25 protein-coding genes and 1 pseudogene are annotated in these 23,251 nt (G+C 35.0%); 22 read left to right on the top strand and 4 right to left on the bottom strand.

Annotated elements, in window-relative coordinates:
• The 4 genes and pseudogenes from AB8B52_RS14290 to AB8B52_RS14275 form a co-directional block, all read left to right on the top strand.
• Positions 1–286: pseudogene (locus AB8B52_RS14290) on the top strand (type I glyceraldehyde-3-phosphate dehydrogenase); the annotation flags it as partial.
• An 82-nt stretch (positions 287–368) separates the two neighbouring features.
• Positions 369–1,235 carry an N-acetylglucosamine kinase gene (locus tag AB8B52_RS14285; RefSeq protein WP_406029298.1) on the top strand — a complete coding sequence of 289 codons (867 nt, stop codon included), beginning with the start codon at positions 369–371 and terminating at the stop codon, positions 1,233–1,235.
• A gap of 118 nt (positions 1,236–1,353) precedes the next feature.
• The gene (locus tag AB8B52_RS14280; RefSeq protein ID WP_406029296.1) at positions 1,354–1,536 is read left to right on the top strand and encodes a hypothetical protein; all 183 of its coding nucleotides are present in this window, start codon (positions 1,354–1,356) and stop codon (positions 1,534–1,536) included.
• 93 nt (positions 1,537–1,629) lie between these two features.
• Positions 1,630–2,967 (top strand): M24 family metallopeptidase, encoded by a 1,338-nt coding sequence (locus AB8B52_RS14275; RefSeq protein WP_406029294.1) that lies wholly within the window; start codon positions 1,630–1,632, stop codon positions 2,965–2,967.
• Here the strand turns inward: AB8B52_RS14275 and AB8B52_RS14270 are convergent.
• Positions 2,964–4,247 (bottom strand): nitrate/nitrite transporter, encoded by a 1,284-nt coding sequence (locus tag AB8B52_RS14270; RefSeq protein ID WP_406029292.1) that lies wholly within the window; start codon positions 4,245–4,247, stop codon positions 2,964–2,966. The two genes, AB8B52_RS14275 and AB8B52_RS14270, sit on opposite strands and share 4 nt — an antisense overlap.
• Positions 4,244–5,872, bottom strand: coding sequence for an acyl-CoA carboxylase subunit beta (locus tag AB8B52_RS14265; protein WP_406029290.1), 1,629 nt, complete (start codon positions 5,870–5,872; stop codon positions 4,244–4,246). The genes AB8B52_RS14270 and AB8B52_RS14265 overlap by 4 nt, the downstream gene beginning before the upstream one ends.
• 143 nt (positions 5,873–6,015) lie before the next feature.
• On the opposite strand from AB8B52_RS14265, the gene AB8B52_RS14260 reads away from it, so the two are divergent.
• The 6 genes from AB8B52_RS14260 to AB8B52_RS14235 all read left to right on the top strand — a co-directional run bounded on the left by AB8B52_RS14260 (position 6,016) and on the right by AB8B52_RS14235 (position 9,549).
• Positions 6,016–6,549 (top strand): NADPH-dependent FMN reductase, encoded by a 534-nt coding sequence (locus AB8B52_RS14260; protein WP_406029288.1) that lies wholly within the window; start codon positions 6,016–6,018, stop codon positions 6,547–6,549.
• 18 nt (positions 6,550–6,567) lie between these two features.
• Positions 6,568–7,005: a MarR family winged helix-turn-helix transcriptional regulator gene (locus AB8B52_RS14255; RefSeq protein WP_406029286.1), complete on the top strand. Its 438-nt coding sequence runs from the start codon at positions 6,568–6,570 to the stop codon at positions 7,003–7,005.
• Between the two features lie 100 nt (positions 7,006–7,105).
• Entirely contained in the window at positions 7,106–7,978 is an 873-nt protein-coding gene (locus tag AB8B52_RS14250) for a pirin family protein (protein WP_406029284.1), read from the top strand.
• Between the two features lie 140 nt (positions 7,979–8,118).
• A complete protein-coding gene (locus AB8B52_RS14245) occupies positions 8,119–8,835 on the top strand; it encodes a pirin family protein (RefSeq protein ID WP_406029282.1) in 717 nt (238 codons plus the stop codon).
• Between the two features lie 111 nt (positions 8,836–8,946).
• Entirely contained in the window at positions 8,947–9,129 is a 183-nt protein-coding gene (locus AB8B52_RS14240) for a CAL67264 family membrane protein (RefSeq protein WP_406029280.1), read from the top strand.
• Between the two features lie 27 nt (positions 9,130–9,156).
• The gene (locus tag AB8B52_RS14235) at positions 9,157–9,549 is read left to right on the top strand and encodes a four helix bundle protein (RefSeq protein WP_406029278.1); all 393 of its coding nucleotides are present in this window, start codon (positions 9,157–9,159) and stop codon (positions 9,547–9,549) included.
• 6 nt (positions 9,550–9,555) lie between these two features.
• Here the strand turns inward: AB8B52_RS14235 and AB8B52_RS14230 are convergent, their stop codons facing one another.
• Complete coding sequence (locus AB8B52_RS14230; RefSeq protein ID WP_406029300.1) at positions 9,556–9,735, bottom strand: hypothetical protein; 180 nt, start codon at positions 9,733–9,735, stop codon at positions 9,556–9,558.
• Between AB8B52_RS14230 and ettA the strand changes: the two genes are divergently transcribed.
• A complete protein-coding gene (gene ettA / locus AB8B52_RS14225) occupies positions 9,705–11,396 on the top strand; it encodes an energy-dependent translational throttle protein EttA (protein ID WP_406029277.1) in 1,692 nt (563 codons plus the stop codon). The genes AB8B52_RS14230 and ettA overlap by 31 nt on opposite strands.
• A 217-nt stretch (positions 11,397–11,613) precedes the next feature.
• Here ettA and AB8B52_RS14220 read toward each other — a convergent pair whose 3' ends face one another.
• Positions 11,614–11,838, bottom strand: a complete 225-nt coding sequence (locus AB8B52_RS14220) for a hypothetical protein (protein WP_406029275.1) — start codon at positions 11,836–11,838, stop codon at positions 11,614–11,616.
• Between the two features lie 415 nt (positions 11,839–12,253).
• Between AB8B52_RS14220 and AB8B52_RS14215 the strand changes: the two genes are divergently transcribed.
• The 11 genes from AB8B52_RS14215 to AB8B52_RS14165 all read left to right on the top strand — a co-directional run bounded on the left by AB8B52_RS14215 (position 12,254) and on the right by AB8B52_RS14165 (position 23,202).
• Positions 12,254–13,603 (top strand): microtubule-binding protein, encoded by a 1,350-nt coding sequence (locus AB8B52_RS14215; protein ID WP_406029273.1) that lies wholly within the window; start codon positions 12,254–12,256, stop codon positions 13,601–13,603.
• A gap of 219 nt (positions 13,604–13,822) precedes the next feature.
• Entirely contained in the window at positions 13,823–14,014 is a 192-nt protein-coding gene (locus tag AB8B52_RS14210) for a hypothetical protein (protein ID WP_406029271.1), read from the top strand.
• A gap of 299 nt (positions 14,015–14,313) precedes the next feature.
• On the top strand, positions 14,314–14,559 hold the full coding sequence (locus AB8B52_RS14205) for a ribbon-helix-helix domain-containing protein (protein WP_406029269.1): 246 nt from the start codon (positions 14,314–14,316) through the stop codon (positions 14,557–14,559).
• Positions 14,556–14,888, top strand: coding sequence for a type II toxin-antitoxin system PemK/MazF family toxin (locus tag AB8B52_RS14200; RefSeq protein ID WP_406029268.1), 333 nt, complete (start codon positions 14,556–14,558; stop codon positions 14,886–14,888). Before AB8B52_RS14205 ends, AB8B52_RS14200 begins: the two co-directional genes overlap by 4 nt.
• Positions 14,889–14,902: 14 nt before the next feature.
• Positions 14,903–15,949, top strand: a complete 1,047-nt coding sequence (locus tag AB8B52_RS14195; RefSeq protein WP_406029266.1) for a hypothetical protein — start codon at positions 14,903–14,905, stop codon at positions 15,947–15,949.
• Between the two features lie 114 nt (positions 15,950–16,063).
• Positions 16,064–18,019: an AAA family ATPase gene (locus AB8B52_RS14190; protein ID WP_406029264.1), complete on the top strand. Its 1,956-nt coding sequence runs from the start codon at positions 16,064–16,066 to the stop codon at positions 18,017–18,019.
• Between the two features lie 195 nt (positions 18,020–18,214).
• A complete protein-coding gene (locus AB8B52_RS14185; RefSeq protein ID WP_406029262.1) occupies positions 18,215–18,814 on the top strand; it encodes an NUDIX domain-containing protein in 600 nt (199 codons plus the stop codon).
• A gap of 85 nt (positions 18,815–18,899) precedes the next feature.
• The gene (locus tag AB8B52_RS14180) at positions 18,900–19,145 is read left to right on the top strand and encodes a hypothetical protein (RefSeq protein ID WP_406029260.1); all 246 of its coding nucleotides are present in this window, start codon (positions 18,900–18,902) and stop codon (positions 19,143–19,145) included.
• Positions 19,146–19,471: 326 nt separating this feature from the next.
• Positions 19,472–20,707 carry a DUF6638 family protein gene (locus AB8B52_RS14175; RefSeq protein WP_406029258.1) on the top strand — a complete coding sequence of 412 codons (1,236 nt, stop codon included), beginning with the start codon at positions 19,472–19,474 and terminating at the stop codon, positions 20,705–20,707.
• 42 nt (positions 20,708–20,749) lie between these two features.
• The gene (locus tag AB8B52_RS14170) at positions 20,750–21,286 is read left to right on the top strand and encodes a hypothetical protein (protein WP_406029256.1); all 537 of its coding nucleotides are present in this window, start codon (positions 20,750–20,752) and stop codon (positions 21,284–21,286) included.
• A gap of 221 nt (positions 21,287–21,507) precedes the next feature.
• On the top strand, positions 21,508–23,202 hold the full coding sequence (locus AB8B52_RS14165) for a hypothetical protein (protein WP_406029254.1): 1,695 nt from the start codon (positions 21,508–21,510) through the stop codon (positions 23,200–23,202).
• Positions 23,203–23,251: the final 49 nt, after the last annotated feature.

Raw genomic sequence — 23,251 nt, 5'->3', positions numbered from 1 at the left:
ATCTGTAGTAGATTTAACGGTAAGAACTAAAAAAGAAACGTCTCTAGAAGATATTAAAGCAGCAATGAAAAAAGCAGCTGATGGTTCTATGAAAGGTGTTTTAGGTTATACTGAAGATGCTGTTGTATCTCAAGATTTTGTAAGTGAAGAAAGAACGAGTGTTTTTGATGCTGATGCGTCTATTGAATTAAGCTCTAAGTTTTTTAAACTGATATCTTGGTACGATAACGAATTCGGTTACTCAAATAAATTAGTTGATTTAGCTCAAAAGGTAAACAACTTATAGTATTTAGTATTAATTCTTAAATTCCGTGTGATGGTTGATGAATTAGTCATACTATCCACGGAATTTTTAATTTATAGACATTATGATTTTAATAACAGATGGAGGTTCTACGAAGTGCGATTGGATTGCAATAAATTCAGACGGTAAACAAACCTTAGATAAAATTAGAACCAAAGGATTAAATCCTGCTATTGTTGCTGAGAAAAAGCTAAATAAAATAATTCGTAAAAGTTCAGAGTTAATGGCAATTGCTGCTGAGGTAACGCACATCCATTTTTATGGAGCAGGTTGTGGTACTGAAAAACCAAGATTGTTATTAAAAATGATATTAGAATCGTATTTTAAAAATGCAGTCGTTGAGGTGAGAGAAGATACCTATGCAGCGGTGAGAGCTTGTATTAATTCTAATGACGAAGCTGCTGTAGTCTGTATCTTAGGTACAGGATCTAATTGTAGTTATTACGATGGTAAAGACTTACACCAGCGCGTAGATAGTCTCGGTTTTATATTAATGGATGATGCTAGTGGAAATTATTTTGGCAAGCAATTAATTAGAGATTTTTACTTTAATAAAATGCCAGATACCATAAGTGTGGCATTTGCACATAAGCATAATCTCGATTCAGACTTTATTAAATATAACCTTTATAAGCAGACCAACCCAAGTGCGTATTTAGCGGATCATGCAGAGTTTATGTTTATTAATAAAGATTCTGAATATATCAGTAATATCATTACTAAAGGCATACGCTTATTTGCTGAAAACATGATAATGCAATATAAGGACGAATTAAAAGCAGGCATTCCAGTACACTTTGCAGGTTCTATAGCGTATTTCGGACAACAAGAAATTAAACAAGTAGCTGAAGAACTTGGCTTTAAAGTTGGTAATTTTGTAAGGCGTCCAATTGAAGGTTTGGTTGCATATCATGTAAAAAATTTAAAATAATAAGTTATAATTAATCTAATATTGTTCATTTCCTGTTAATAAAACTAGGTGATGCTATTGTGAAACTTATTAATTGGTTATATCTTTGTACTAACAAAACGTAAATGAATTAAGAATTATGTTCGAATTTGATCAATATTTAGGATTTTTAGCTTTTTTAACCATATTAACAATTGGATTTTGGTTAATGATTTTCCTTTTAACCTTTGTAATTCCTTATTGGGTATTCGGTTCGGCTATGGAACGTTTAAAAGAACTTAAAGAAGAAAAGAAAGCGAAGCGCGAAGGATTAACATCGTAGGCTTTACTTTTATATAAAATATAAAGAGCGCAACTTGCGCTCTTTTTTTGTACCTATTATTTAAGTATTTTTAGTACATCTAATTTGTCAATTATGAAACAGATTTTTATCCTTTTATTATTTGTAAGCGTTCAACTTCAAGCTCAGAACATTCTGCCAGAACGACAACGTGCTGAGGTGGTCGATAATATTTTAAAAGATCGATTCAACAACCTTTTACCCAAACTTATGGATGATACAGGTTTTGATATGTGGATTCTCATTTCCAGAGAATACAATGAAGATCCTGTGTTAAAAACCATGCTGCCAGCAACGTGGCTCAATGCAAGACGAAGAACAATTCTCGTCTTTTATAGAAACAAAGAAAACAATACTATAGAAAAATTAGCAGTTGCACGATACAATTTTGGAGACAACATTATGTCGGCTTGGGATAAGGAAAAAGAACCCAACCAATGGAAACGCTTAATGGAAATTATTGAAGAACGCAAGCCAAAAGCTATAGGTTTAAACTATTCCGAATACTTCAATATTGCAGATGGTATTGTAAAAACCGATTATGATGCGTTTATGTCGTACCTACCAAAAAGGTATGCCTCTAAAGTAACATCAGCAGAAGATTTAGCCATTGGTTGGATAGAAACCCGAACAGCAACCGAAATGATGATTTATAATCAGCTCATCACCATAACGCACAACATTATTGAAGAAGCATTTTCAGAAAAAGTAATTACAGCAGGTGTTACAACCACAACCGATGTGGTATGGTGGATGCGCGATAAAGTAAGAGATTTAGGCTTAGAAACGTGGTTTCATCCTACAGTAGATGTGCAGCGTACTGCGGAAGTAAAAGAAAATCAACTCTATGCCTTTTCAGACAGACCAGAAGAAATGGTGATTATGGCAGGTGATTTGGTGCATTGCGATTTCGGAATTACGTATTTAAGGTTGAATACGGATTGTCAAGAATTAGCCTATGTTTTAAAACCAAATGAAACAGCACCACCAAAATATTTAGTCGATGCTTTAAAAGAAGGCAATCGTGTGCAAGATATCTTTACGTCGAATTTTAAAACTAGAAAAACAGGAAATGAAGTGTTGGCAGTATCCTTAAAAGCAGCAAAAGCGGAAGGACTTAGACCTTCTATTTACACACATCCTCTAGGCACTTACGGACATTCATCAGGTACAACCTTAGGCATGTGGGATGCTCAAGAAGGCGTCCCAGTTACAGGCGATTATCCTTTACATGAAAATACCGTTTATGCCATTGAACTCAATACAACAGTAACCATTCCAGAATGGAAACGCGATATCAGAATTATGCTTGAAGAAGCTGGATTTTGGGGCGAAGACGGATTTCGATACGTGAATGGTCGCCAAACCAAATTGTTAATGATACCAAGAGTTAAGGAACATCAAGGAAATTAGATGGTATTTGATTTTGAATGTTGATACAATTTGTAAGATGCTAAAAGTCCAATTAAAGCAAAACCAAACATAATAGCAAATACAATTTGATGTCCAATTTCGGCATTATAAGCATCTAAAAAATAACCATTTATTAAACCCGTAAAAATATCTGGTGTATAGCCAACAACAGAAATAAACCCAACAGCCGTTCCTGTAACGGCCAAAGGAATTTTTGATTCTTCTAACGTTGCAAAATATAAAACTCTTGCCGAGTAAACACCAATAGCCATGGTTCCAATGGATAGCACAAACAACAAGGTTGCTGAATCAGTCACAATGCCAAATGCAAAAACTAAACTGGTTAATGCCATTAAAAAGAAGCCTACAATTATCCAAAGACTTGCTTTTGTTCTATCAGCTAATACACCAATTATAATTCCAATAACAGGTCGCATATACAATAAGTAGGTACCCACTTTTGCTGCTTCAATTTTGTCATAATGCATCACTTGTTCTGCGTATTGACTAAATAAATTCGTCATTTTATAACCGTAATACGCACAGAGAATAATGATCATTAATAACCAAACCGCTTTAAACTGCATCACGATTTTAAAGTTTTCAAGTGTAATAAGATTTGAGTTGTTTTCAGATGTTATAGTGGTTTCAAAATTCAATTTTAAAAAGAAAAACACAATAATACCAACCGTAATAACCGCAAAAGACGTGTAAGTAATCACCTCCTTAAAAGCAATACGTCGTTCGTCAATCGATGTTAATTCAATATCTTTTGTAATAAATAATGAAAATATAACAACACCAACAGAGCCAAAAAGTGCGGCAACCAACCCACGACCACCATCTAAAAATCCAAAAGCAATACCTTGTTTGTGAGTTCCTCCCCAAATTCGCGTGGCTTTTATCATGGCTGCCCAAAACAGAAAAATAGTGGTAAAACCCCAAAATCCGTAAAGGATGTGAAGATTAATAAGATTAGGATAAGTGGTTAAATATAAACCACCTAATCCTGTGAGAATTAATGCGATTGACATTAAAACATTTGGTTTGAATTTATCAGCTAAGGGTCCACCAAATAAATATGAAAATAGCGCCACAATACCATAGATTGAAAAACAACTTCCTAATTCGGTTTGACTAATAGAAAAAGATTCTAAAAACGTTGTTCTAAAAATACGAGGCAACACAAAGGGTAAAATAAAAACAGCCTCTGCTGCTAATATTAGTAATAATATAACGTACAGAGGCTGTTTCTTGGGTTGTTCTTTAGTTAAACTCAAACCTGTAAAACTCCCATATTAAACGATTTTTCAATAGGAGCGTGGTTAGCAGCTTCAATGCCCATAGAAATCCAAGTTCTGGTATCTAAAGGATCAATTACACCATCAGTCCATATGCGCGATGCGGCATAATATGGCGAGACTTGGTTATCGTATCTGTCTTTTATTTTTTTGAATAATTCGTCTTCTTTTTCTTTTGTAATCGTTTCACCTTTCTTTTTAAGCGAGGCCGTTTCAATCTGTGCCAACACTTTTGCAGCAGAATTTCCACTCATAACGGCTAATTCTGCGCTTGGCCAAGCCGCAATTAATCTAGGATCATATGCTTTACCACACATGGCATAATTTCCTGCACCATAACTGTTTCCTAAAATAATGGTGAATTTTGGTACCACTGAATTACTCACCGCATTTACCATTTTGGCTCCATCTTTTATGATGCCTGAGTGTTCAGATTTACTACCTACCATAAATCCAGTCACATCTTGAAGAAATACCAATGGAATCTTTTTCTGGTTACAATTCGCAATAAAACGTGTGGCTTTATCAGCTGAATCATTGTAAATCACTCCACCAAATTGCATTTCACCTTTTTTAGTTTTCACTAATTTTCGTTGATTGGCAACAATACCAACAGCCCAACCTTCAATTCTGGCATAAGCTGTAATAATGGTCTTACCATAGTCTTCTTTGTATTCGTCAAATTCAGAACCATCAACCAAGCGCTTAATGATGTCTTTCATATCATACTGGTCAGCTCTACTTTTAGGCAGAATGCCATAAATGTCTTGTGGATCTTCTTTAGGTTTTTTGGAGTCAGTTCGGTTATAACCAGCCTTATCAAAATCACCAATTTTATCAACAATAGATTTTATCTTGTCTAAAGCATCCTTGTCATCTTTCGCTTTATAATCGGTAACACCAGATATTTCACAGTGTGTCGTCGCTCCTCCTAAGGTTTCATTATCAATAGATTCGCCAATAGCAGCTTTTACTAAATAACTTCCTGCTAGGAAAATACTACCTGTTTTATCAACGATTAAGGCTTCATCACTCATAATCGGTAAGTACGCTCCACCAGCCACACAACTTCCCATAACTGCTGCAATTTGTGTAATTCCCATACTGCTCATTACGGCATTATTTCTAAAAATGCGACCAAAATGTTCTTTATCAGGAAAAATTTCATCTTGCATGGGTAGAAAAACACCAGCACTATCTACGAGATAGATAATAGGTAAACGATTTTCAATAGCAATTTCTTGAGCACGTAAGTTCTTTTTTCCGGTGATTGGAAACCAAGCTCCTGCCTTTACAGTAGCGTCATTAGCTACAACAATACATTGCTTTCCACTAACATAACCCATTTTTACAACGACACCTCCAGAAGGGCAACCACCATATTGCTCATACATACCATCTCCAGCAAAAGCACCAATTTCTATTGATTTAGCTTTAGGATCTAAAAGGTAGTCAACACGCTCACGAGCCGTCATTTTACCTTTAGCATGATGTTTATCAATGCTTTTCTGTCCACCACCTAGTTTTACCTTGGCGAAACGCTTTTTTAAATCAGATAAGAGAAGTTTATTATGGTCTTCGTTTTTATTGAATTTGATATCCATGAATATAGAATTGTTTGGTACGAATTTACGAAACCAATTGATGTTAGTAAAGTGAATACTTTGTAAAATAATGTTACATGGAATTATTTTCCTTGGTATATATTATTTTTTGTTCTATATTTGTATTCTAAAATAATAGAACTATGAAAAATATAATAGCATTTGCAGGAAGCGATAGTAAAACGTCAATCAATAAACAGTTAGCAACCTACGCTGCGTCATTAGTCAGTAATGCAAACGTTACGGTTTTAGACCTAAACGATTTTGAATTGCCAATGTATAGCATGAATTTGGAATTGGCTGAAGGCATACCAGATAATGCGAAAAAGTTTTTAGATCACATTAAATCAACGGACGCCATCGTGTTATCATTAGCAGAACACAATGGAACTTATGCAACGGTATTTAAAAATCTATTTGATTGGATGTCTCGGATAGATGGAAAATTATGGAGCAATAAACCAATGTTATTAATGGCAACATCACCAGGCGCTAGAGGTGGAGAAACAGGTTTAGATATTGCGAAAGGACGCTTCGTATTTATGGGAGGCCATATTGTAAGTACATTCAGTTTACCAAATTTTGGTGATAATTTTTCTGATGGTAAAATTACAAATGAAGAATTAAATCATCAATTGTTAAAGGAAGTGAACCAATTAGCTGAAAGTTTAAAATAAAAACAGAATACTCATAAGATGGGAGATTTAGCAAAGGATATCAATTCCAAGTTCGAAAATAATAGAGTAAAGGCATTACTCAATATTATTTATACAGCAAATTGGATAACGAGTTGCCAGAATGAATTCTTTAAAGATTTCGGAATTTCCCCTCAACAATACAATATTCTCAGAATATTAAAAGGTGCAGGTGAGCCTCTAAACGTTCAGACCATTAAAGACCGAATGTTAGAGCGCTCACCAAATGCCACAAGGCTTATGGATAAGTTATGTGCTAAAACCTACATAGAACGTTTACCATCTGAACATGATAGACGTGTGGTTAAGATTGCCATCACTAAGAATGGACTTAATTTATTAGCATCAATTCCGAAGAACTTGAATGATGAGTTATTGAGTAACTTAAACGAAAAAGAAGCTGAACAATTAAGTCATCTATTGGATAAAATGCGTTAATTTAATTCTTGAGAAATCAGGAATCTAACAATAGTTAGAAAGCTGTATTTTTTTAACTTAATAGTTTCCATGGAAACTATTCTAATATAATAAAAATAGTATGAAACTAAATACGATAAGAACAGTAGGACAAAGCGATTTCGTTAATATGGGACCAATTAGATTGCGTCAACCTTTACCAACACAGCAAGTAGAGATGGTAGATCCATTTATTTTATTGCATCATTATGGACCTTATGACATTAGTGAAAAAAGTAATCCGTTCGATTTAGGACCGCATCCACACAGAGGTTTTGAACCGATCACATTTTTGGTGCAAGGTGAGCAATTACATCGCGATTCTCTAGGAAATGAGAGTGTTGTAAAAGCTGGTGATGTGCAATGGACAACAGCAGGACGTGGCATCATTCACGCTGAAGCACCAACAAAAGAATTTGTAAAACAAGGCGGAACCATTGAAGGGATTCAACTCTGGTTAAACCTTCCTGCTGAAAAAAAGATGATGGTAGCTAATTATCAACATGTAAAACATGAGGATTTTAGGGTCGTCACTTCAGAAGATGAAAAAGTAGTCACCCGAATTATCGCAGGCGAATTAAATACCACTTACGGAAGAATTGCCACACAAACTTCTGTAAATGCTTTTATGATCGAAGCCAAAGCCGGTGGAAGGGAGTCCATTACATTTTCCGATACACATCAAGGCATGTTGTACCTTTTAAAAGGAAAAGTAAAAGTGAATGATGAAACAACGTTAGAATTAGATAAAAATCAATTCATTCAGTTTCATCAAGATGGTGATGGCTTTTCAATTGAAGCTGATGAGAATAGCTTGTTGTTATTTATGTCAGGTGAACCGTTTAATGAACCCGTTTCAACCTATGGTCCTTACGTCATGAACACACAGACTGAAATCATGGAAGCCATGCGAGATTATCAAATGGGTAAAATGGGGTTTCTTACCCCAAATTAGGTTACAAAGACCTAGCAGGTTTTTCAAACCTAGCAGGTCTAATAAAATGAAGTATAATTAAATGTTCCTGCAAGGTTTCAAAAACCTTGTAGGTTTTACTATAGCATAAACAGCAATTCGACTAAAATAATCCTATTATTATGAAAACAACAACACACAAAGCAAACACAAGAGGTCATGCAGATCATGGCTGGTTAAAATCGTATCACTCATTCAGTTTTGCAAGCTATCAAAATCCAGAACGTAATAATTTCGGTATGTTACGTGTTTTAAATGATGATATCGTTCAACCAAAAATGGGCTTCGGTACGCATCCGCATCAAAATATGGAAATCATATCCATTCCGTTAAAAGGAGCCTTATCTCATAAAGATAATATGGGAAACAAACGTGCTATTGAAGTAGATGAAGTACAAGTGATGAGCGCAGGCACTGGTTTAACCCATTCTGAGTTTAATGATAGTAAAACAGATGAAGTCAATTTTCTTCAATTATGGATCATTCCTGAAGAAATGAGCGTGAAGCCAAATTATGAACAACGTAGATTTCCAATTGAAGGAAAAAAGAATCAGCTTCAAACTGTGGTAGCACCAAAAGATAAGTTAGTGGATGATGCACTACCAATAAGTCAACAAGCTTACATTTATAGGTCGAATTTAGATGCAAACCAGTCCTTAGATCTAAATTTAAAGTCTGAACAAAACGGATTATACATTTTTGTGGTTGAAGGCGAAATTGAAGTTGGAGCACATTCACTTTCAAAAAGAGATGCGATTGGTATTTCAGAAATCGATGCCATTTCAATTCATTCGACTAATAATTCCGAATTAATTATTATTGAAGTTCCTATGAGCTAAACAAAAGAGTATTTACCTTATGGTAAAAGCATCTTATTTTTAAGATGCTTTTTTCGTTTATTTCACGATATTTGTAAATCAACTAACTAATGAAAACTAAGAAATAAGATTATGGCAATGAATAAAAATACAGTTTTAGCATGGGCTACCACTATAATGATTGCGGTAGGACTTGGATTAATTGCACTAGGAGCTTTTAGATATGACGACGTTGCAGGATGGGGATTTGCTGCAGTTGGAGGTGGATTTTTCTGCATCGCTTGGGTGTTCAACGCATTAAAAGGAAGGGTTTAAATATTTATAGTTTATTGTTCATAGTTAATGGCAAGAATAGAAAAATTTGAAGATTTAGAGGTTTGGATAAGAGCAAGAGAGATTTGTAAATTTGTTGACACGTTAATTATTTCAACACCAATTTGCGAAAATTTCAGATTAAAAAATCAAATGGAAGGTAGTTCTGGTTCTATTATGGATAATATAGCAGAAGGATTTGATAGAGATGGAAATAAAGAATTTCATAATTTTTTAAGTTATTCAAAAGGTTCGGCTAGTGAATTAAAATCTCAAGCCTATAGAGCATTCGATAAAAACTATATTTCTCAACAGCAGTTTGAAACACTTTCTGAAATGTGTGAAACCACTAAAAATAAATTGGGTGCTTTTATGCATTATCTACGGAATTCAGAATTTAAAGGTCAAAAATTTAAAAAGTAGTACATTTTAACCACAAACCACAAACCACAAACCACAAACCACAAACCACAAACCACAAACCACAAACCACAAACCACAAACCACAAACCACAAACCACAAACCACAAACCACAAACCACAAACCACAAACCATAAACCACAAACCATAAACCATAATGAGTGATGATAAAAAAGTAATTTTTGCAATGTCAGGACTAACCAAGTCCTTTCAAGGTGCAAACACACCAGTATTAAAAAATATTTATTTAAGCTTCTTTTATGGAGCTAAAATCGGCATATTAGGTCTTAACGGTTCTGGAAAATCAACCTTATTAAAGATTATTGCAGGAGTCGATAAAAACTATCAAGGTGATGTGGTTTTTCAGCCAGGTTACACAGTTGGGTATTTAGAACAAGAACCACAATTGGATGATGAGAAAACGGTTATGGAAATAGTACGCGAAGGTGCTGCTGAAACTGTTGCAATTCTGGACGAATATAATAGTATCAACGATCAATTTGGTTTAGAAGAGGTCTACAGCGATGCTGATAAGATGGAAAAGCTAATGAACCGTCAGGCAGAACTGCAAGATCAGATTGATGCTGCAGGTGCTTGGGAACTCGATACGAAGCTCGAAATCGCTATGGATGCCTTAAGAACGCCAGATGGTGATAAAAAAATCGGAGTACTTTCTGGAGGTGAGCGTCGTCGTGTGGCTTTATGTCGTTTGCTATTGCAAGAGCCAGATGTGCTCTTATTAGATGAGCCAACTAACCATTTAGATGCTGAATCGGTACATTGGTTAGAGCATCATTTAGCACAATATAAAGGCACTGTAATCGCTGTAACGCACGATAGATACTTTTTAGATAATGTAGCAGGTTGGATTCTAGAACTCGATAGAGGTGAAGGCATTCCTTGGAAAGGGAACTATTCTTCTTGGTTAGACCAAAAGTCCAAGCGTATGGCACAAGAAAGTAAAGTCGCTTCTAAGCGTCAAAAAACTTTAGAGCGTGAGCTAGATTGGGTACGTCAAGGTGCAAAAGGAAGACAAACGAAACAAAAAGCACGTTTGAAGAATTACGATAAATTGATGAGTCAAGATCAAAAACAACTTGACGAAAAATTAGAAATTTATATTCCTAACGGTCCACGTTTAGGAACCAATGTTATTGAAGCGGTTGGTGTTGCCAAAGGTTATGATGATAAATTATTGTATGATGATTTAAACTTTAACCTTCCTCAAGCTGGTATTGTTGGAATTATCGGCCCAAATGGTGCTGGTAAAACGACAATTTTCAGAATGATAATGGGAGAAGAGAATTCTGATAAAGGAGAATTTAAAGTAGGTGACACGGCGAAGATTGCTTATGTCGATCAGAAACACTCAAACATCGATCCAGAAAAAACCATTTGGCAAAACTTTAGCGATGAGCAAGAGTTGGTAATGATGGGAGGAAAGGAAGTCAATTCTAGAGCTTATTTAAGTCGTTTCAATTTCTCTGGAGGTGAACAAAATAAGAAAGTAAAATTACTATCTGGTGGTGAACGCAACCGTTTACATTTAGCAATGACTCTGAAGGAAGAAGGTAATGTATTACTTTTAGATGAGCCTACTAACGATTTAGATGTGAATACATTAAGAGCTTTAGAGGAAGGGTTAGAAAACTTTGCTGGTTGTGCTGTAGTGATTAGTCACGATAGATGGTTCTTAGATCGTATCTGTACACACATCTTAGCTTTTGAAGGAGATTCGCAAGTCTATTTCTTTGAAGGAGGCTTTAGTGGATACGAAGAAAATAAGAAGAAACGTTTAGGTGGTGATTTAATGCCAAAACGAATTAAGTATAGAAAGTTAGTTAGGTAATAACCAAACGACTTTACAATAAAAGAGCCAGCAAATTGCTGGCTCTTTCGGTTATATATTTTTCTAATATTTAATTTTCACTTTCAATTGGCTTGATTTAAAAAAGGACAGCATTCATAAAAAGGCCATCGCAACAAAATCAATTCCCAATAGGCTGATTAGTTTAGACGAGAATCATCAAATACAGCAAAAACGAATTAATAATCTTTAACGGTAATTAATTATCACCATAAAGATGTCCGCTAGGAATATCGTCTCCAGACTCTTCGTAATCTGTATAAGCATTAGTCTGCATTAATTTCTTGTTTTCTGCCTTCAATTTGTACATCTTAATTATGGCAATTATAATAAAAACAAGGAATATGGATGCTACAGCTATTAAAATCATGGTAAGTTGTGTAGTAGTCACGACTAAAGCTTTAGTAAGCAGGTTGTTAAACATAGTTTATAGGTTTAGAATTGGGTTCTAGAACGCTAATATAAAAAAAAATATCAATGTTAAACACTTAATTTTAAATAATTCAACCGTTTTAATTCACAATTTCATCGATAAAATGCATTATATATTCGGTAAAGCGCAGTGTTTCAGGGCGAAATACCACATTTAGTAAGTTATCAACAATTCAAATTTTAACACTATTTCGTTCCAACCAAAAACACGAAAAATAAGAGAGGGTAAAAGCAGCCTTTTCGATGTGTTTTTGCAACAATATCGCATTAAAACCGCTTTTTAATCAAAATGGTGTAACAATTCTGAATATAGTAGGACATATATTTTGTAAGTAAAGTTTTTATAGTCCTAAAAAATTGTCGAAATTGCTTTATAGAAAACCATTCACCTTAAAATACGATACCATATGTCTGATGATTTTGATTTATTAGAAACAAATACCAACGAAAAAACTGAAAAAGTCGATGTAAATTGGGGAAAAGCCATAGACCAAATGAAGTCTAAATTGGCACAAGAAGATGATCCTGAAAGTCGTCAGAAAATATTAAATGCAACATTAGATAATGTTGTAGATATGGCAGAAAAGGATAGAACGACCCTTTTAGATGCTATTAAAGATTTAACAGATTACCAAGATGAAGTTGGGATTATGTTCGAAGGTTTTTCGGCATTAAACGCAAATGAACAAAAAGTCATCGATGATGCTGTGAAGCGTTTAGAGCGTGCTAAAGTTGAATTAGAAGATGCGCAAAATAAACCAGACACGTGGTGGAACAATCTTTGGGGACGCAAAAGCAAGATTAAAGATGCGCAAGCTGAACTAGCAATAGCGCAAAAAGAACGTGATGCTTCAGATAATAAAGCCAAAGCCATGTTTCAGCAACGTATTGAAACAGCCGATGTGCAAACCTTACTAAATGAATTATCATTTAAAAGTCAAGCTGCGGTGAAGCGTTTAAAAGACAGAGAAATCGAAATTAAAGAAGTCGAGGAGAGTCTTAAAACCGCTATTGTAGAAGCGAGTAACAATCATACCAAAGCACTTCAAAAGAAAAAAGAAGTTGAAGATAATTTAGAAACCGAATATGCCTTATTAAAACAAGCGCGTCAAGCCTTAGAAGAAGTTTCAGATAAACAATCCGAAGAATATTCTAAAGCCTTAAGTGCAGTAACAACTTTAGAGCAAAAAGTAGAAGAGTTAGAAGGTCTTAAAAACGCCTACACGACGTTAGCAGCGTCTAAAGATAGTTTTGTGCACAAGCACAATTTGACTATTAAGGTATTAACCTCTTTACGTAGTAATTTGCAAACACATCGCGCAAAATTAAAGTCAGATACAGACGAGCGTTTAAAGTATTATGATGGGTACATTGTAGCATTAAAGGCACGTACAGATCAAGAATTTGCGGCGATTTTAGAACATTTAGGTGTCAAAACTGATGAGCATATTGGTGAAACATTGGCTTCAATGCATACCGCAAGTGCTAAGGCAAGACAAGAAATGATGGATAACATTCCAGTACACGAAAAAGTAATGCAAGGAGTTTATGGCAGTTATGCTGAGGCTTTACAAGAAATTCGTGAAAAGGATAAGTCTATTCAAAAGAACTTTGCTGAGCGTTATGGAATCGACATGAAAGAGATTTTCGAAGATTACTACGCAGCAGATGCCAACGCACCTTCAGGTGGTGATGGAGGAGGTGAACCAGCAGGTGAGCCAAAGCCAGAAGCTAGTGATGATGATTTGTTAGGATAATTTAGCGATGGTTAGTCTCTTCTGCTGAAAAAGCAGCGTGTTAAATTTTCGTTCGATATCTATCGAAAGAGAAGCTCAAATATACTGCTCAATCCTTAAAATAGGCCGACTATTGAGATTTGCAAATCTTATAAGTTGATGAAGAATTCAATTTAAATTAGAGATGAATAATGTGTAATACGGTTTTGATAATATTCTGAACAGATAGAACATATAAAGATGAAAAATAGAACGATTATACTGCTAACAATTTTAGAATTCGTTGCTACATTCTTAATTTTAAATGGGTTTTTTAATTATGAATATTTGATTGGTACGGCTTTAGTTGCCGCTGTTACGGCTTTTTTTACGCTTTTGGTTATGTTAAAGATGCGTAGTTGGGATGAGCCACAAGAAGAAAATTTCAAATAGCAATACAATCGTGAATAAACAGATATTAACCTCGATTTTAATAATTGTAACAGCTCTTACAGGAACGATTTTTATTACTCATACCAACGATCACAAGGAATGCCAAACAAGAACTGAATTGAGTTTAGGTAATGAAGGTGAGACTATAATTTCAGAAACTCATGTTTGTCGAGAACTATTTCATTTGTAAAAAAGGCTCTAATAACCCGATGATTTTTATAAATCGAATTCCATAATTTCTTATAAAGCACAGGTTTAAATTATAAATATTAATTATATTTACAAAATATAAATATAAAATGGCAACATTCACATCCTCGCTTCCAGATCAATTACTCGAAAAGCTTTCCAATATGGCAAAGGAGCTTCAGCTTCCAAAAAATCGTTTAATTGAAAAAGCCCTCGAACTCTATTTAGATCAGCTCGAGCGCGCGCAATATGCTAAGTCTTATAAAATGGCTGGTGAAGATATAGAAGTGATGCAAGTTGCCGAAGAAGGAATGACCAATTACCTTAAAGAAATTGCAGATACCGAAAACCTATGAAACAAGGTGAGATTTGGAATCTGTACTTAAACCCTGTTAAAGGGAGTGAGCACCAAGGAAAGCGACCTGCTGTAATTATTAGCGGAAATATGCTCAATACATATTTAAAGGTGGTCATTGTTTGTCCAATAACCACTAAGATTAAGAATTATAAAGGTAATCTCATTCTAAAACCGTCTCTTAGCAATGGTTTAAAGGCAGTTTCTGAGGTGCTTACGTTTCATGTGCGTTCGGTTTCTAAAGAACGATTAGATGAAAAAATCGGACAACTATCACGTAAAGAGGTGGAAAATATAAAAGCAACATTAAATGATATTTTAAGGTTTTAATTTTGAAGAAGTAAATGATCGTAACACCTTTAGATTCCGCAATATTAGATTCCAAAGAACAATATGTGTTCTATCATAAAATGATAGACTTCACATTAAAAGAACTCATTGTTGCCGTACAGCAAAAACAATTATTAAACCAACAAGAAGTCCTGCTTTTTAAACAATACAGTGATTTACTATTGTATTCTATTGAGGCTATGCGTGTCAAATACATGTATGACGATGAAGAAAATATGAAGGTCGATGTCACCGATTCTAGTTTTCCAAATTATTTGGAATTTAGATATCTATTTAACGATTTAGCACTGAGAGAAGAATACTTAGGAAAACTCACAAATGTAGATACTTTAAAAGAAGAGTTTTTAGACACTTTAATGCGAAAAAAAGAACCGATTGCCAAGCGCAAACTCTTTCAGGCGGCATCTATTGTGTACTATACCTCTGCAAAGAAAGAATATATTTTTAACCGTTTTGTACAAGGTAAAATTATACCAGCACCAAAAGGTTCGCCAGCCCAATATTTAGTAAGTTGGAGTTTCTATGATGTATCGCATAACAGACCGTTTATTTGTTACATGTACTTTAATTACGACGGAAAAGACCCACTTAAAGAGCGCGACGAAATTTATGCGGTATTAAAATCAGTTGCAGATCGCGACATGTCTTTAGATACCATGGCTTATGGTATTGACAAACGTTTGCCAGATGTCTTGCCTAAGTTAATAAAACGTGTGGATTTAGGGCCAATTCATAATGTTTTTGCAAAAGACGAAAACAAAGTCACACATGCCATTTTAAAAGGTATCGCCAATAAGGACATTCCGTTAGAATCCTATGCCATTTCCTTTAAAATAGATGAACTGAAATCGGTAAGTGAATTTCAAGAAGGCAATTTTTTTAGTAAAAAAACCTTCCAGAAATGGGATGCGATGTTTAGACAGCGTTACGTCTTTGCACCACACAGAATCATTCAATTGTTGTATAACAAAACACCAGAAATTATGAATAAGTTGGCTTTGGCTCCGATTCAGGTTTCTGAGTTAAAAGTGAAGTCATAAATGTGTGATTCTTGTTGTCTTATTTAAAAAGGACAATTTTTTATCATACGATCAAATAATTATTAACTAATTTAATTTTTCCCTCTTGGAAAATGTCCAAAGGACAAAAGGGCTATGGAACACAACTCAACTTTCCCTATAAAACAAAACGAACTAGACATGCTTCGCGATGAAGCAACAACCTACTTAAAATCGATTCAGTGGGAACAAAGTCAGCGCGTTAAAAATAAAGATAACGACGTTAAAGATGAATCGATCTTATTGTATCTGTCAAGAGCAAATAATGGCAGTAGCGTCAATGTTACATCAGTTTCTAAAACGATATTGGCGTTAAAAAAGCGACTGTTACCAGAATCGGTGGCACTTCCAATTCATTTAAATCAAGCCTTATTTGCGGTTCAAGAAGGGTTAACCTTAGGACTTTGGATTAAAGATTCTTATTACGACGCTTCAGGTTTATCGAGTTTAAATGAGAACAAATCTGCATTAGACAGTTCCGGACGACGCGAATACGAAAGTAAAATGCACACTGCAACAGCTTTTATGTTATTTGCAACGGCTTATAAAATTCTGCACGACCTTAAACCACATGCATCTGACGATTTATCGGTAATGAAACAGAAGTTTGCTGGCATTCCTGAAGTGTCGCTAATGACTCCTTTAAAAGGAGTATCGTGTCAGTTATTTTATTACGATAAATATTTAGGGCATCCAGAAATCATCAAATCAGATAAAGATGTTATCGATTTTACAGTGGTTTATTTTGAAGCCTTAATTGCCGAAATTCAACTCCGTAAAAGCAGCTTAGAATACACAGAAACCATAGAAGATAGATCCTATAAGTTAGAAAACTCTGAGTTTGCCGTAGATGGTTGGAATAATATGTTTTCAGGCACAGCAGTAAGTGTAGAATTCAACAAAATTGAGTTCGAACAAATTGTAGGGAACAAAGATGCCAAACACTTTGCACGTCGTTTAACAGAACGGATGTTAAGCTACGATTTTGAAGCCAAGAAAAATCCGTTTCAAGAATTAGGTGGCTTTATGCCAGTATTTATGGGTTACGGAATTCCAGGAACAGGAAAAAGTATGTTAATTGCTGCCATTGCAACGCGTTTAAAATTGCATTCCGATAATTTAGACATTCCGTTTTTATTCCATCCCATGCCAGATACATTGATTAGTACCTTTCAAGGTGGTTCTGCCGAAAAAATGGTAGAGTGGATGAAACCTTTACAAGATCCTACTAAATTAATTTTTGCACCAATCGATGATGCCGAAAATAATTTACAAGAACGAACGGCACAAGGAGTCTCGGCTGGTGTAAAGGAAGTGATCGGAGTCTTTTTAAGATACACAGAAGGAGCGTATGCTGTAAATTACGGAAATAGTTCCATAGGTTTATTTACCAACTTACCAGAAATGTTGGATAAAGCGGTAATATCGAGAGTACAAGGCCGATTTAAAATTGATGGTGCACGTTCTGAGCACGATTTTGTAGATCAAGATTACATCTGGTGGAAAAAACTACAAGATACCATGCCAGACTTTGTGAATATGAAAGATCCTGAGGTGTACAAATATCTGTCAGATCAAGGTTTAGCAAATAGCATGGGAGAAATCCTAAACGCTATCGAAAACCCATCAGAAGAGCGTGTGCATGATACGTTTGACAAAGTCGAAAAATTGCACGAAAACACAGATCACATGTTTTACGCGACTTTGTATAAAGAAATTCAGAAAATATTTCCGTTCTTCTCGTCTAGAGATGTGCGAAACATTCAATCTGCCATTTCATTACGATTAACAGATTTCGATTTAGAACAAGATTGGTTCGAGAATCCTGAGACTTATTTCAAAAAGGATTATGAGACAAAGTTCAACATGCTTCAAGAATTAATGAAGTCTAATATGAAAGGCTTAAACTTTTCAGACATCAGAAGACAAGAAGTCATTCGCTATCTAGATAACGTGGCCACCATCGCAGATACTGACTTTAAACGAAAAGTAGATGCTAGAGTGAACCAGTTGAATATTGAAACTGAAGCGCGTGAGCAATTTGGAAAATAAGATGAAATGCTATGTCATTGCGAGGACTAAGGACGAAGCAATCTCATTAAAGGTATAACCTAATATGAGTAAGATTGCCACAGCTAATTAAAAAATCAGCAGAGAAAATATAATTTAGAGTATAGTAAGAATCAAATTAAACCAGAAAATACGTTAGTCAAGTCCTTTCCTCTGGAAAGGATTTAGGAAAGGCTTATGAACAACCTAAAAAACATAAAAAAAACAACCCTTTCAAAAGAATGGGCAACCTTAGATAGAATTGATTATGATTACCAATTCAAAAATGATGAATGGAAATCCGTTTCGAGAGAATGTTACAATAGAGGACACGGAGCTGCAATTTTATTATACAATCTTGAAAAAGGAACGGTTATTTTAACCAAACAATTCAGAATGCCAATTTATGAAGCCAATAAGGAAGAAGGCATGTCCATAGAAGTTTGCGCAGGTGCTATTGACCATAATGATACGGCTTTAGCAACCATCATTAGAGAAACAGAAGAAGAGGTCGGTTATAGAATAAAAGACGCAAAACAAGTCTTAACCGCATACACATCACCAGGTGCTTTAACCGAAAAAATGTTTTTATTCATTGCAGCATATAACCAAAGCATGAAAGTAAATAAAGGAGGTGGATTAGAAAGTGAAGCCGAAGAAATCGAAGTCCTAGAACTTCCATTTTCTAAAGCCATTAAAATGATAAAGAATGAAGACATTATAGACGCAAAAACAATCATGCTATTGCAATATGCGCAGATTAATAACCTCATTCCTGCGAAGGCAGGAATTTCATAAATAGAACAATAATAAAAACAACGCTGAGAATCCAGCGTAATTAATCTGTGAAAATCCGTGAAATCCGTGTCAAAAAAAATATAAAATGAATCTAAAAGACAAAACAACAGCACAACTAGAAGGAGAATTAAAAGGTGTTAAAATAATTACAGGAGCCCTAATTGGGATTTTGAGTCTGTTATTTATCATATGTGTTTTTGGTTTAATTACAAAAGAAGATAATAGTACGTTTAAAGCATTAATAGTGGTGCCTTTAGCATTAAGTGCCATTATACCATTAAATTACGGTAACATGAAAAAAATTAAAAAAGAATTAGAATCAAGACATTAAAAAATAAGACACCTATAAATAAATCGATTCTAAAGCAACGCTGAGAATCTCAGCGTAATTAATCTGTGAAAATCCGTGAAATCCGTGTCAAAAAAAATATAAAATGGATCAAAGATAATAGTACGTTTAAAGCATTGATAGTTGTTCCTTTAGCATTAAGTGCCATTATTCCATTAAATTACGGTAATATGAAAAAAATGAAGAAAGAACTAGAATCAAGAAATTAAAAAAGAAGACACCTATACATAAGTCGATTCCAAAACAACCCTGAGAATCCAGCCTAATTAATCCGTGAAAATCTGTGAAATCCGTGTCAAAAATATAAGATGCAAAAACTAAAACAAGCAAACCTATACAGAAGCGAACTCATTCCCATCAGCGGAAAGTTAGTTGAGCGCTATAACAAATGTTTAAATACCTTAGGCTTTTCAGAAACGAAACTCACAGCCTTCAATATCGATGGAGTAGGCTGGAGCCCAGAGATTGCCGAAGAAAAAAAGAATACCCAATACCTTAATCACGGAGACGCCAATCCGCATGGTATTATCATAACACCTTTACAAAAAGGAAAACCAGTCTATTTACCGTTTCATTCGTTCGATAGAGAAATGATGCAACATGTATTTAGAACGCACGGACAAAAAATTAATGATATTACAAGAGATTCAGCCATTTGTATCGATTTCGATCAAAATATCGATGTTTTTTATGAGCCATTAGACATTCTAAAATACGATAATGTTAATATCACCTTCAGACTCATAGATAACCTAGAGCAAATTCAAAAAGAACAATTACAACTCGTCGAAAAATTTAACAGAGAAAACAATTTTATAGACGAAGATCTTCATAAGCAACTCTTAGATTCTGCCACCACATATGGAGATTTAAGAGAGCGTGATCTAGGCTTACACGCACTAAATTTCTCAACCAGTTCCTTTTATACCCGAGCCTTCAACGGAGTGTATTTGCTGAGAGATTTCATAAAACCAATTGTCGTTTTTGAAAGCGAAGCGGCTTATAAAGAAGCCATAAAAGATACCATTCACGACGTGCTTATTTATCATATTGAGCAGCCAGAATTGGTAGATAAATTAAAAGATCATATCATCATTGAGTGCGATTTGGAGCAAATGGTAAAAACCCCAAATTACGACCGTATTAAAAAGTATGAATTAGTACAATTTCTAAAAGATACAGAACATTCAATCAAAGACATATTAAATGATAAAGTGCTCTTCAAAAGCTATTTAAATAAAATTGATATCAACGCCAGAAAACAAGTAATGAGCGTTGAGTTATATCTCGAAAAATTAGAACGCAGTAATGCTTATAAAATTGAAGACATTGTAGAGCCGTCTGTATATTTTGCATTACACCAACCACATTCGTCACTATCAGCAGAGCATCGCGATTTAATTCATAAATTATTAATTAATATTTCGCCAAAAGATGTCTTATTCCTTTATTGGTATGATAAAGAACAGTTTTATAAAAGTTATGATACTTGGGACGATTCCTTTAGAGATTGGGTAATTGAGCGTATTAGTAACAATATTTGATTTTTTTAGACTAATTTTATAAGAACCTTAAACAAAGTAAAAATGGGAATTGACATTATAGTTTTTATAGCCTCTATATTATTCGGAATCTTCTTGTATTGGAGAGAATCCAATGATAATGGAGTTTATCGATTTTTGAACAAGATTGTTAATAGTAAGGAGTTACAAATGAGTGCTGATAATCCTAAAGGCTTTGTTTACAAACAATCCCTCATTCCAAGACTCATATTTATCGTTACAAGCCTTCTCATTACGGGATTAATACTACAGTTTTTAACACCAATAGAAGTCTTTACAAATTATTTTGTACTCTCTGGTTTCGCCTCTTTTGCAACAGGCACACTAATCGGCACCTACCTAGCCAATTTCGTCATTAAAACAACCCAAGTCGTAGAAGAAAAAAGCGATTCTATCGGAGACATGGTCGATGAGGCGATGGAAAAAGGAAAAGACTTTATAGAAGATTTAAAAACCAAAGAACCAGAAGTCATAGAACAAGCACAAAAAGAAATAAAAACAGAACCCGAAGCAGATAAACCAAGCGCACGTGACCGATTAAAAGATAAGGGTCTCATGTAAGACGAAGTAATCTTTTAAATTGAACATTTAACTTTGAACTAAAGATTACAAATCAATTGGCCGCAGAATTATAACGATAAATAAATAATGTTACACTCAGCGCAGTCTAAGTGTCTCACTAGAAGTAATAACAAATTTTGAACATTAAATTAATATATTAACATTCCCATTTTTCCCCTCTGGGGAAATGTCCGAAAGGACAAAGGGGCTTAGTCTTTATCATGATAAAAAATTACTGGAAAAAAGGAGCAAAACAAAAAGGCATTGTAATTCTGTTAGTACTCGTAGTACTCGTCTTATTGTTTTATTTTAGAGACGATTACCAACCTGCCTTACTGTTTTTACGCAAGTACATCTTCATAATTTTGGTAAGTGCATTGGTGTTAATTTTCGGACTACGCAAATTCCGAAAGTCAGCAAATGTAGGCAGTCGCTTAGGCATACTAGCCTTACTCATTATCTTTTTCGGAATGATATACGTCGTCGGTTGGCACTATAAAATGTACGACTACATGAAAACCTACAACGTATTCAACAGTCTCAATAAAGTTGAAATAAACGAATTGCCACTCACCCAAAACGAACGCATTCAGCCCTTAAGAAACATCTTCTCTATGGCTAACGAAAGTGTGGGCGAAACCAAAGATGTCTCATTACCACATTTAGTACGTATCGATGACCAAAACAAATGGACCATGGCCATCCAACCGAGCGAAAAGTACGTTATGCAGCAAATTAGCGACAATACCGAAGAAGTATTTTCCGTGAGCAGCACGTCACCATTTCCAAGATTTTCTAACGAAAACCGTATCGATGTTACCTTTTCAATAGGCGAATCCTTAAAGTTCAGCCGTAACACCTACAATGCTGTGGTGCAACGTTTCAATCCATGGATGTTATTTAATCACGAACCTAGTGATACCTTCTACATGAAAAATGACGACGGACAGTGGGTGCAAGTCGTAAGTTTAATCAAATGGAAAGGCTTCTTTTTTCCATACCCAACCTTTGGAGGAGTCATGATTATCGATAATGGTGAACACGATTTTAACGATTATATAGAACGTATTACCATCGGAAAAGGCACTTATGTAAGTCCAGATCAAATTAAAAACTACCCCTTCTTAAACAAGCAAAACACCTTGTCCGAAGAAGTCTCACAACTCAGCGCAGAATCCTTAAAGTTTTTAGGTGGTTTCAGTGATCCTTTACCTTGGAATATGGAAACAGCCGTTAAAATTCCACTCATGCCAAAAGATCAAAACCAACAACCTTATGTTACCGATTTCGATTTTGCAGGCTCTAACTCAGATGCCTACAGTGGCCTTTACCATTGGTTCGGTTTAGAACCCGTTGGTAACGAGCGTACCAGTTTAAGTTACAGCGTATTTGTACCAGCAGACGGCACCGATAAACTCTATTACTACGATCATGCTACTAAAAAACAAGGTTACGCAGGTGTATCTGCCATGCCCTTAAAAGTAAAAGAATCTCGAAAAGAATACGATTGGAATGCCAGCACACCAGTAGAATTCAGACCCTACATCAAAAACATAGCAGGCAGAAAGCGCATGTTCTTCTTAGGCACCATTTCATCCATCAGTTCTACAGACGCGCAACAGTTTGATGGTTCTGCCACACCAGATTTAGTATTAATAGATAGCGAATACCGAGATGTCATTTGGATAGATGTAAAACATCCAAGCACTTGGGACGAAGAAGTGTATAGCCAACTCAACGAAGCATGGCGCGCTAGCGAAGGCATCGGTTACTATTACAAAGAAGAACCAAAGGACGAAGACATTATGGAACGCCAAATGGATTCGCTAATGACCATTCCTAAAGTGGAAGATAACACCGACCAAATTGAAGCCTTACAGCGTAAAATTGATTCGTTGAAGGCAACCAATAAGTAATAATAGGTTGAGATAGTATAGACATAAGTACACACGTTAAAGTTTTTTT

Origin of the sequence: Winogradskyella sp., assembly GCF_045105575.1 — a bacterium.
GTDB lineage: Bacteria > Bacteroidota > Bacteroidia > Flavobacteriales > Flavobacteriaceae > Winogradskyella.
This window is presented reverse-complemented; position numbering and strand designations above follow the sequence as displayed.

Coding starts and splice junctions, on each gene's coding strand:
- AB8B52_RS14285 (WP_406029298.1), top strand. CDS start 369: ATGATTTTAATAACAGATGGAGGTTCTACGAAGTGCGATTGGATTGCA.
- AB8B52_RS14280 (WP_406029296.1), top strand. CDS start 1,354: ATGTTCGAATTTGATCAATATTTAGGATTTTTAGCTTTTTTAACCATA.
- AB8B52_RS14275 (WP_406029294.1), top strand. CDS start 1,630: ATGAAACAGATTTTTATCCTTTTATTATTTGTAAGCGTTCAACTTCAA.
- AB8B52_RS14265 (WP_406029290.1), bottom strand. CDS start 5,872: ATGGATATCAAATTCAATAAAAACGAAGACCATAATAAACTTCTCTTA.
- AB8B52_RS14260 (WP_406029288.1), top strand. CDS start 6,016: ATGAAAAATATAATAGCATTTGCAGGAAGCGATAGTAAAACGTCAATC.
- AB8B52_RS14255 (WP_406029286.1), top strand. CDS start 6,568: ATGGGAGATTTAGCAAAGGATATCAATTCCAAGTTCGAAAATAATAGA.
- AB8B52_RS14250 (WP_406029284.1), top strand. CDS start 7,106: ATGAAACTAAATACGATAAGAACAGTAGGACAAAGCGATTTCGTTAAT.
- AB8B52_RS14245 (WP_406029282.1), top strand. CDS start 8,119: ATGAAAACAACAACACACAAAGCAAACACAAGAGGTCATGCAGATCAT.
- AB8B52_RS14240 (WP_406029280.1), top strand. CDS start 8,947: ATGGCAATGAATAAAAATACAGTTTTAGCATGGGCTACCACTATAATG.
- AB8B52_RS14235 (WP_406029278.1), top strand. CDS start 9,157: ATGGCAAGAATAGAAAAATTTGAAGATTTAGAGGTTTGGATAAGAGCA.
- ettA (WP_406029277.1), top strand. CDS start 9,705: ATGAGTGATGATAAAAAAGTAATTTTTGCAATGTCAGGACTAACCAAG.
- AB8B52_RS14220 (WP_406029275.1), bottom strand. CDS start 11,838: ATGTTTAACAACCTGCTTACTAAAGCTTTAGTCGTGACTACTACACAA.
- AB8B52_RS14215 (WP_406029273.1), top strand. CDS start 12,254: ATGTCTGATGATTTTGATTTATTAGAAACAAATACCAACGAAAAAACT.
- AB8B52_RS14210 (WP_406029271.1), top strand. CDS start 13,823: ATGAAAAATAGAACGATTATACTGCTAACAATTTTAGAATTCGTTGCT.
- AB8B52_RS14205 (WP_406029269.1), top strand. CDS start 14,314: ATGGCAACATTCACATCCTCGCTTCCAGATCAATTACTCGAAAAGCTT.
- AB8B52_RS14200 (WP_406029268.1), top strand. CDS start 14,556: ATGAAACAAGGTGAGATTTGGAATCTGTACTTAAACCCTGTTAAAGGG.
- AB8B52_RS14195 (WP_406029266.1), top strand. CDS start 14,903: ATGATCGTAACACCTTTAGATTCCGCAATATTAGATTCCAAAGAACAA.
- AB8B52_RS14190 (WP_406029264.1), top strand. CDS start 16,064: ATGGAACACAACTCAACTTTCCCTATAAAACAAAACGAACTAGACATG.
- AB8B52_RS14185 (WP_406029262.1), top strand. CDS start 18,215: ATGAACAACCTAAAAAACATAAAAAAAACAACCCTTTCAAAAGAATGG.
- AB8B52_RS14180 (WP_406029260.1), top strand. CDS start 18,900: ATGAATCTAAAAGACAAAACAACAGCACAACTAGAAGGAGAATTAAAA.
- AB8B52_RS14175 (WP_406029258.1), top strand. CDS start 19,472: ATGCAAAAACTAAAACAAGCAAACCTATACAGAAGCGAACTCATTCCC.
- AB8B52_RS14170 (WP_406029256.1), top strand. CDS start 20,750: ATGGGAATTGACATTATAGTTTTTATAGCCTCTATATTATTCGGAATC.
- AB8B52_RS14165 (WP_406029254.1), top strand. CDS start 21,508: ATGATAAAAAATTACTGGAAAAAAGGAGCAAAACAAAAAGGCATTGTA.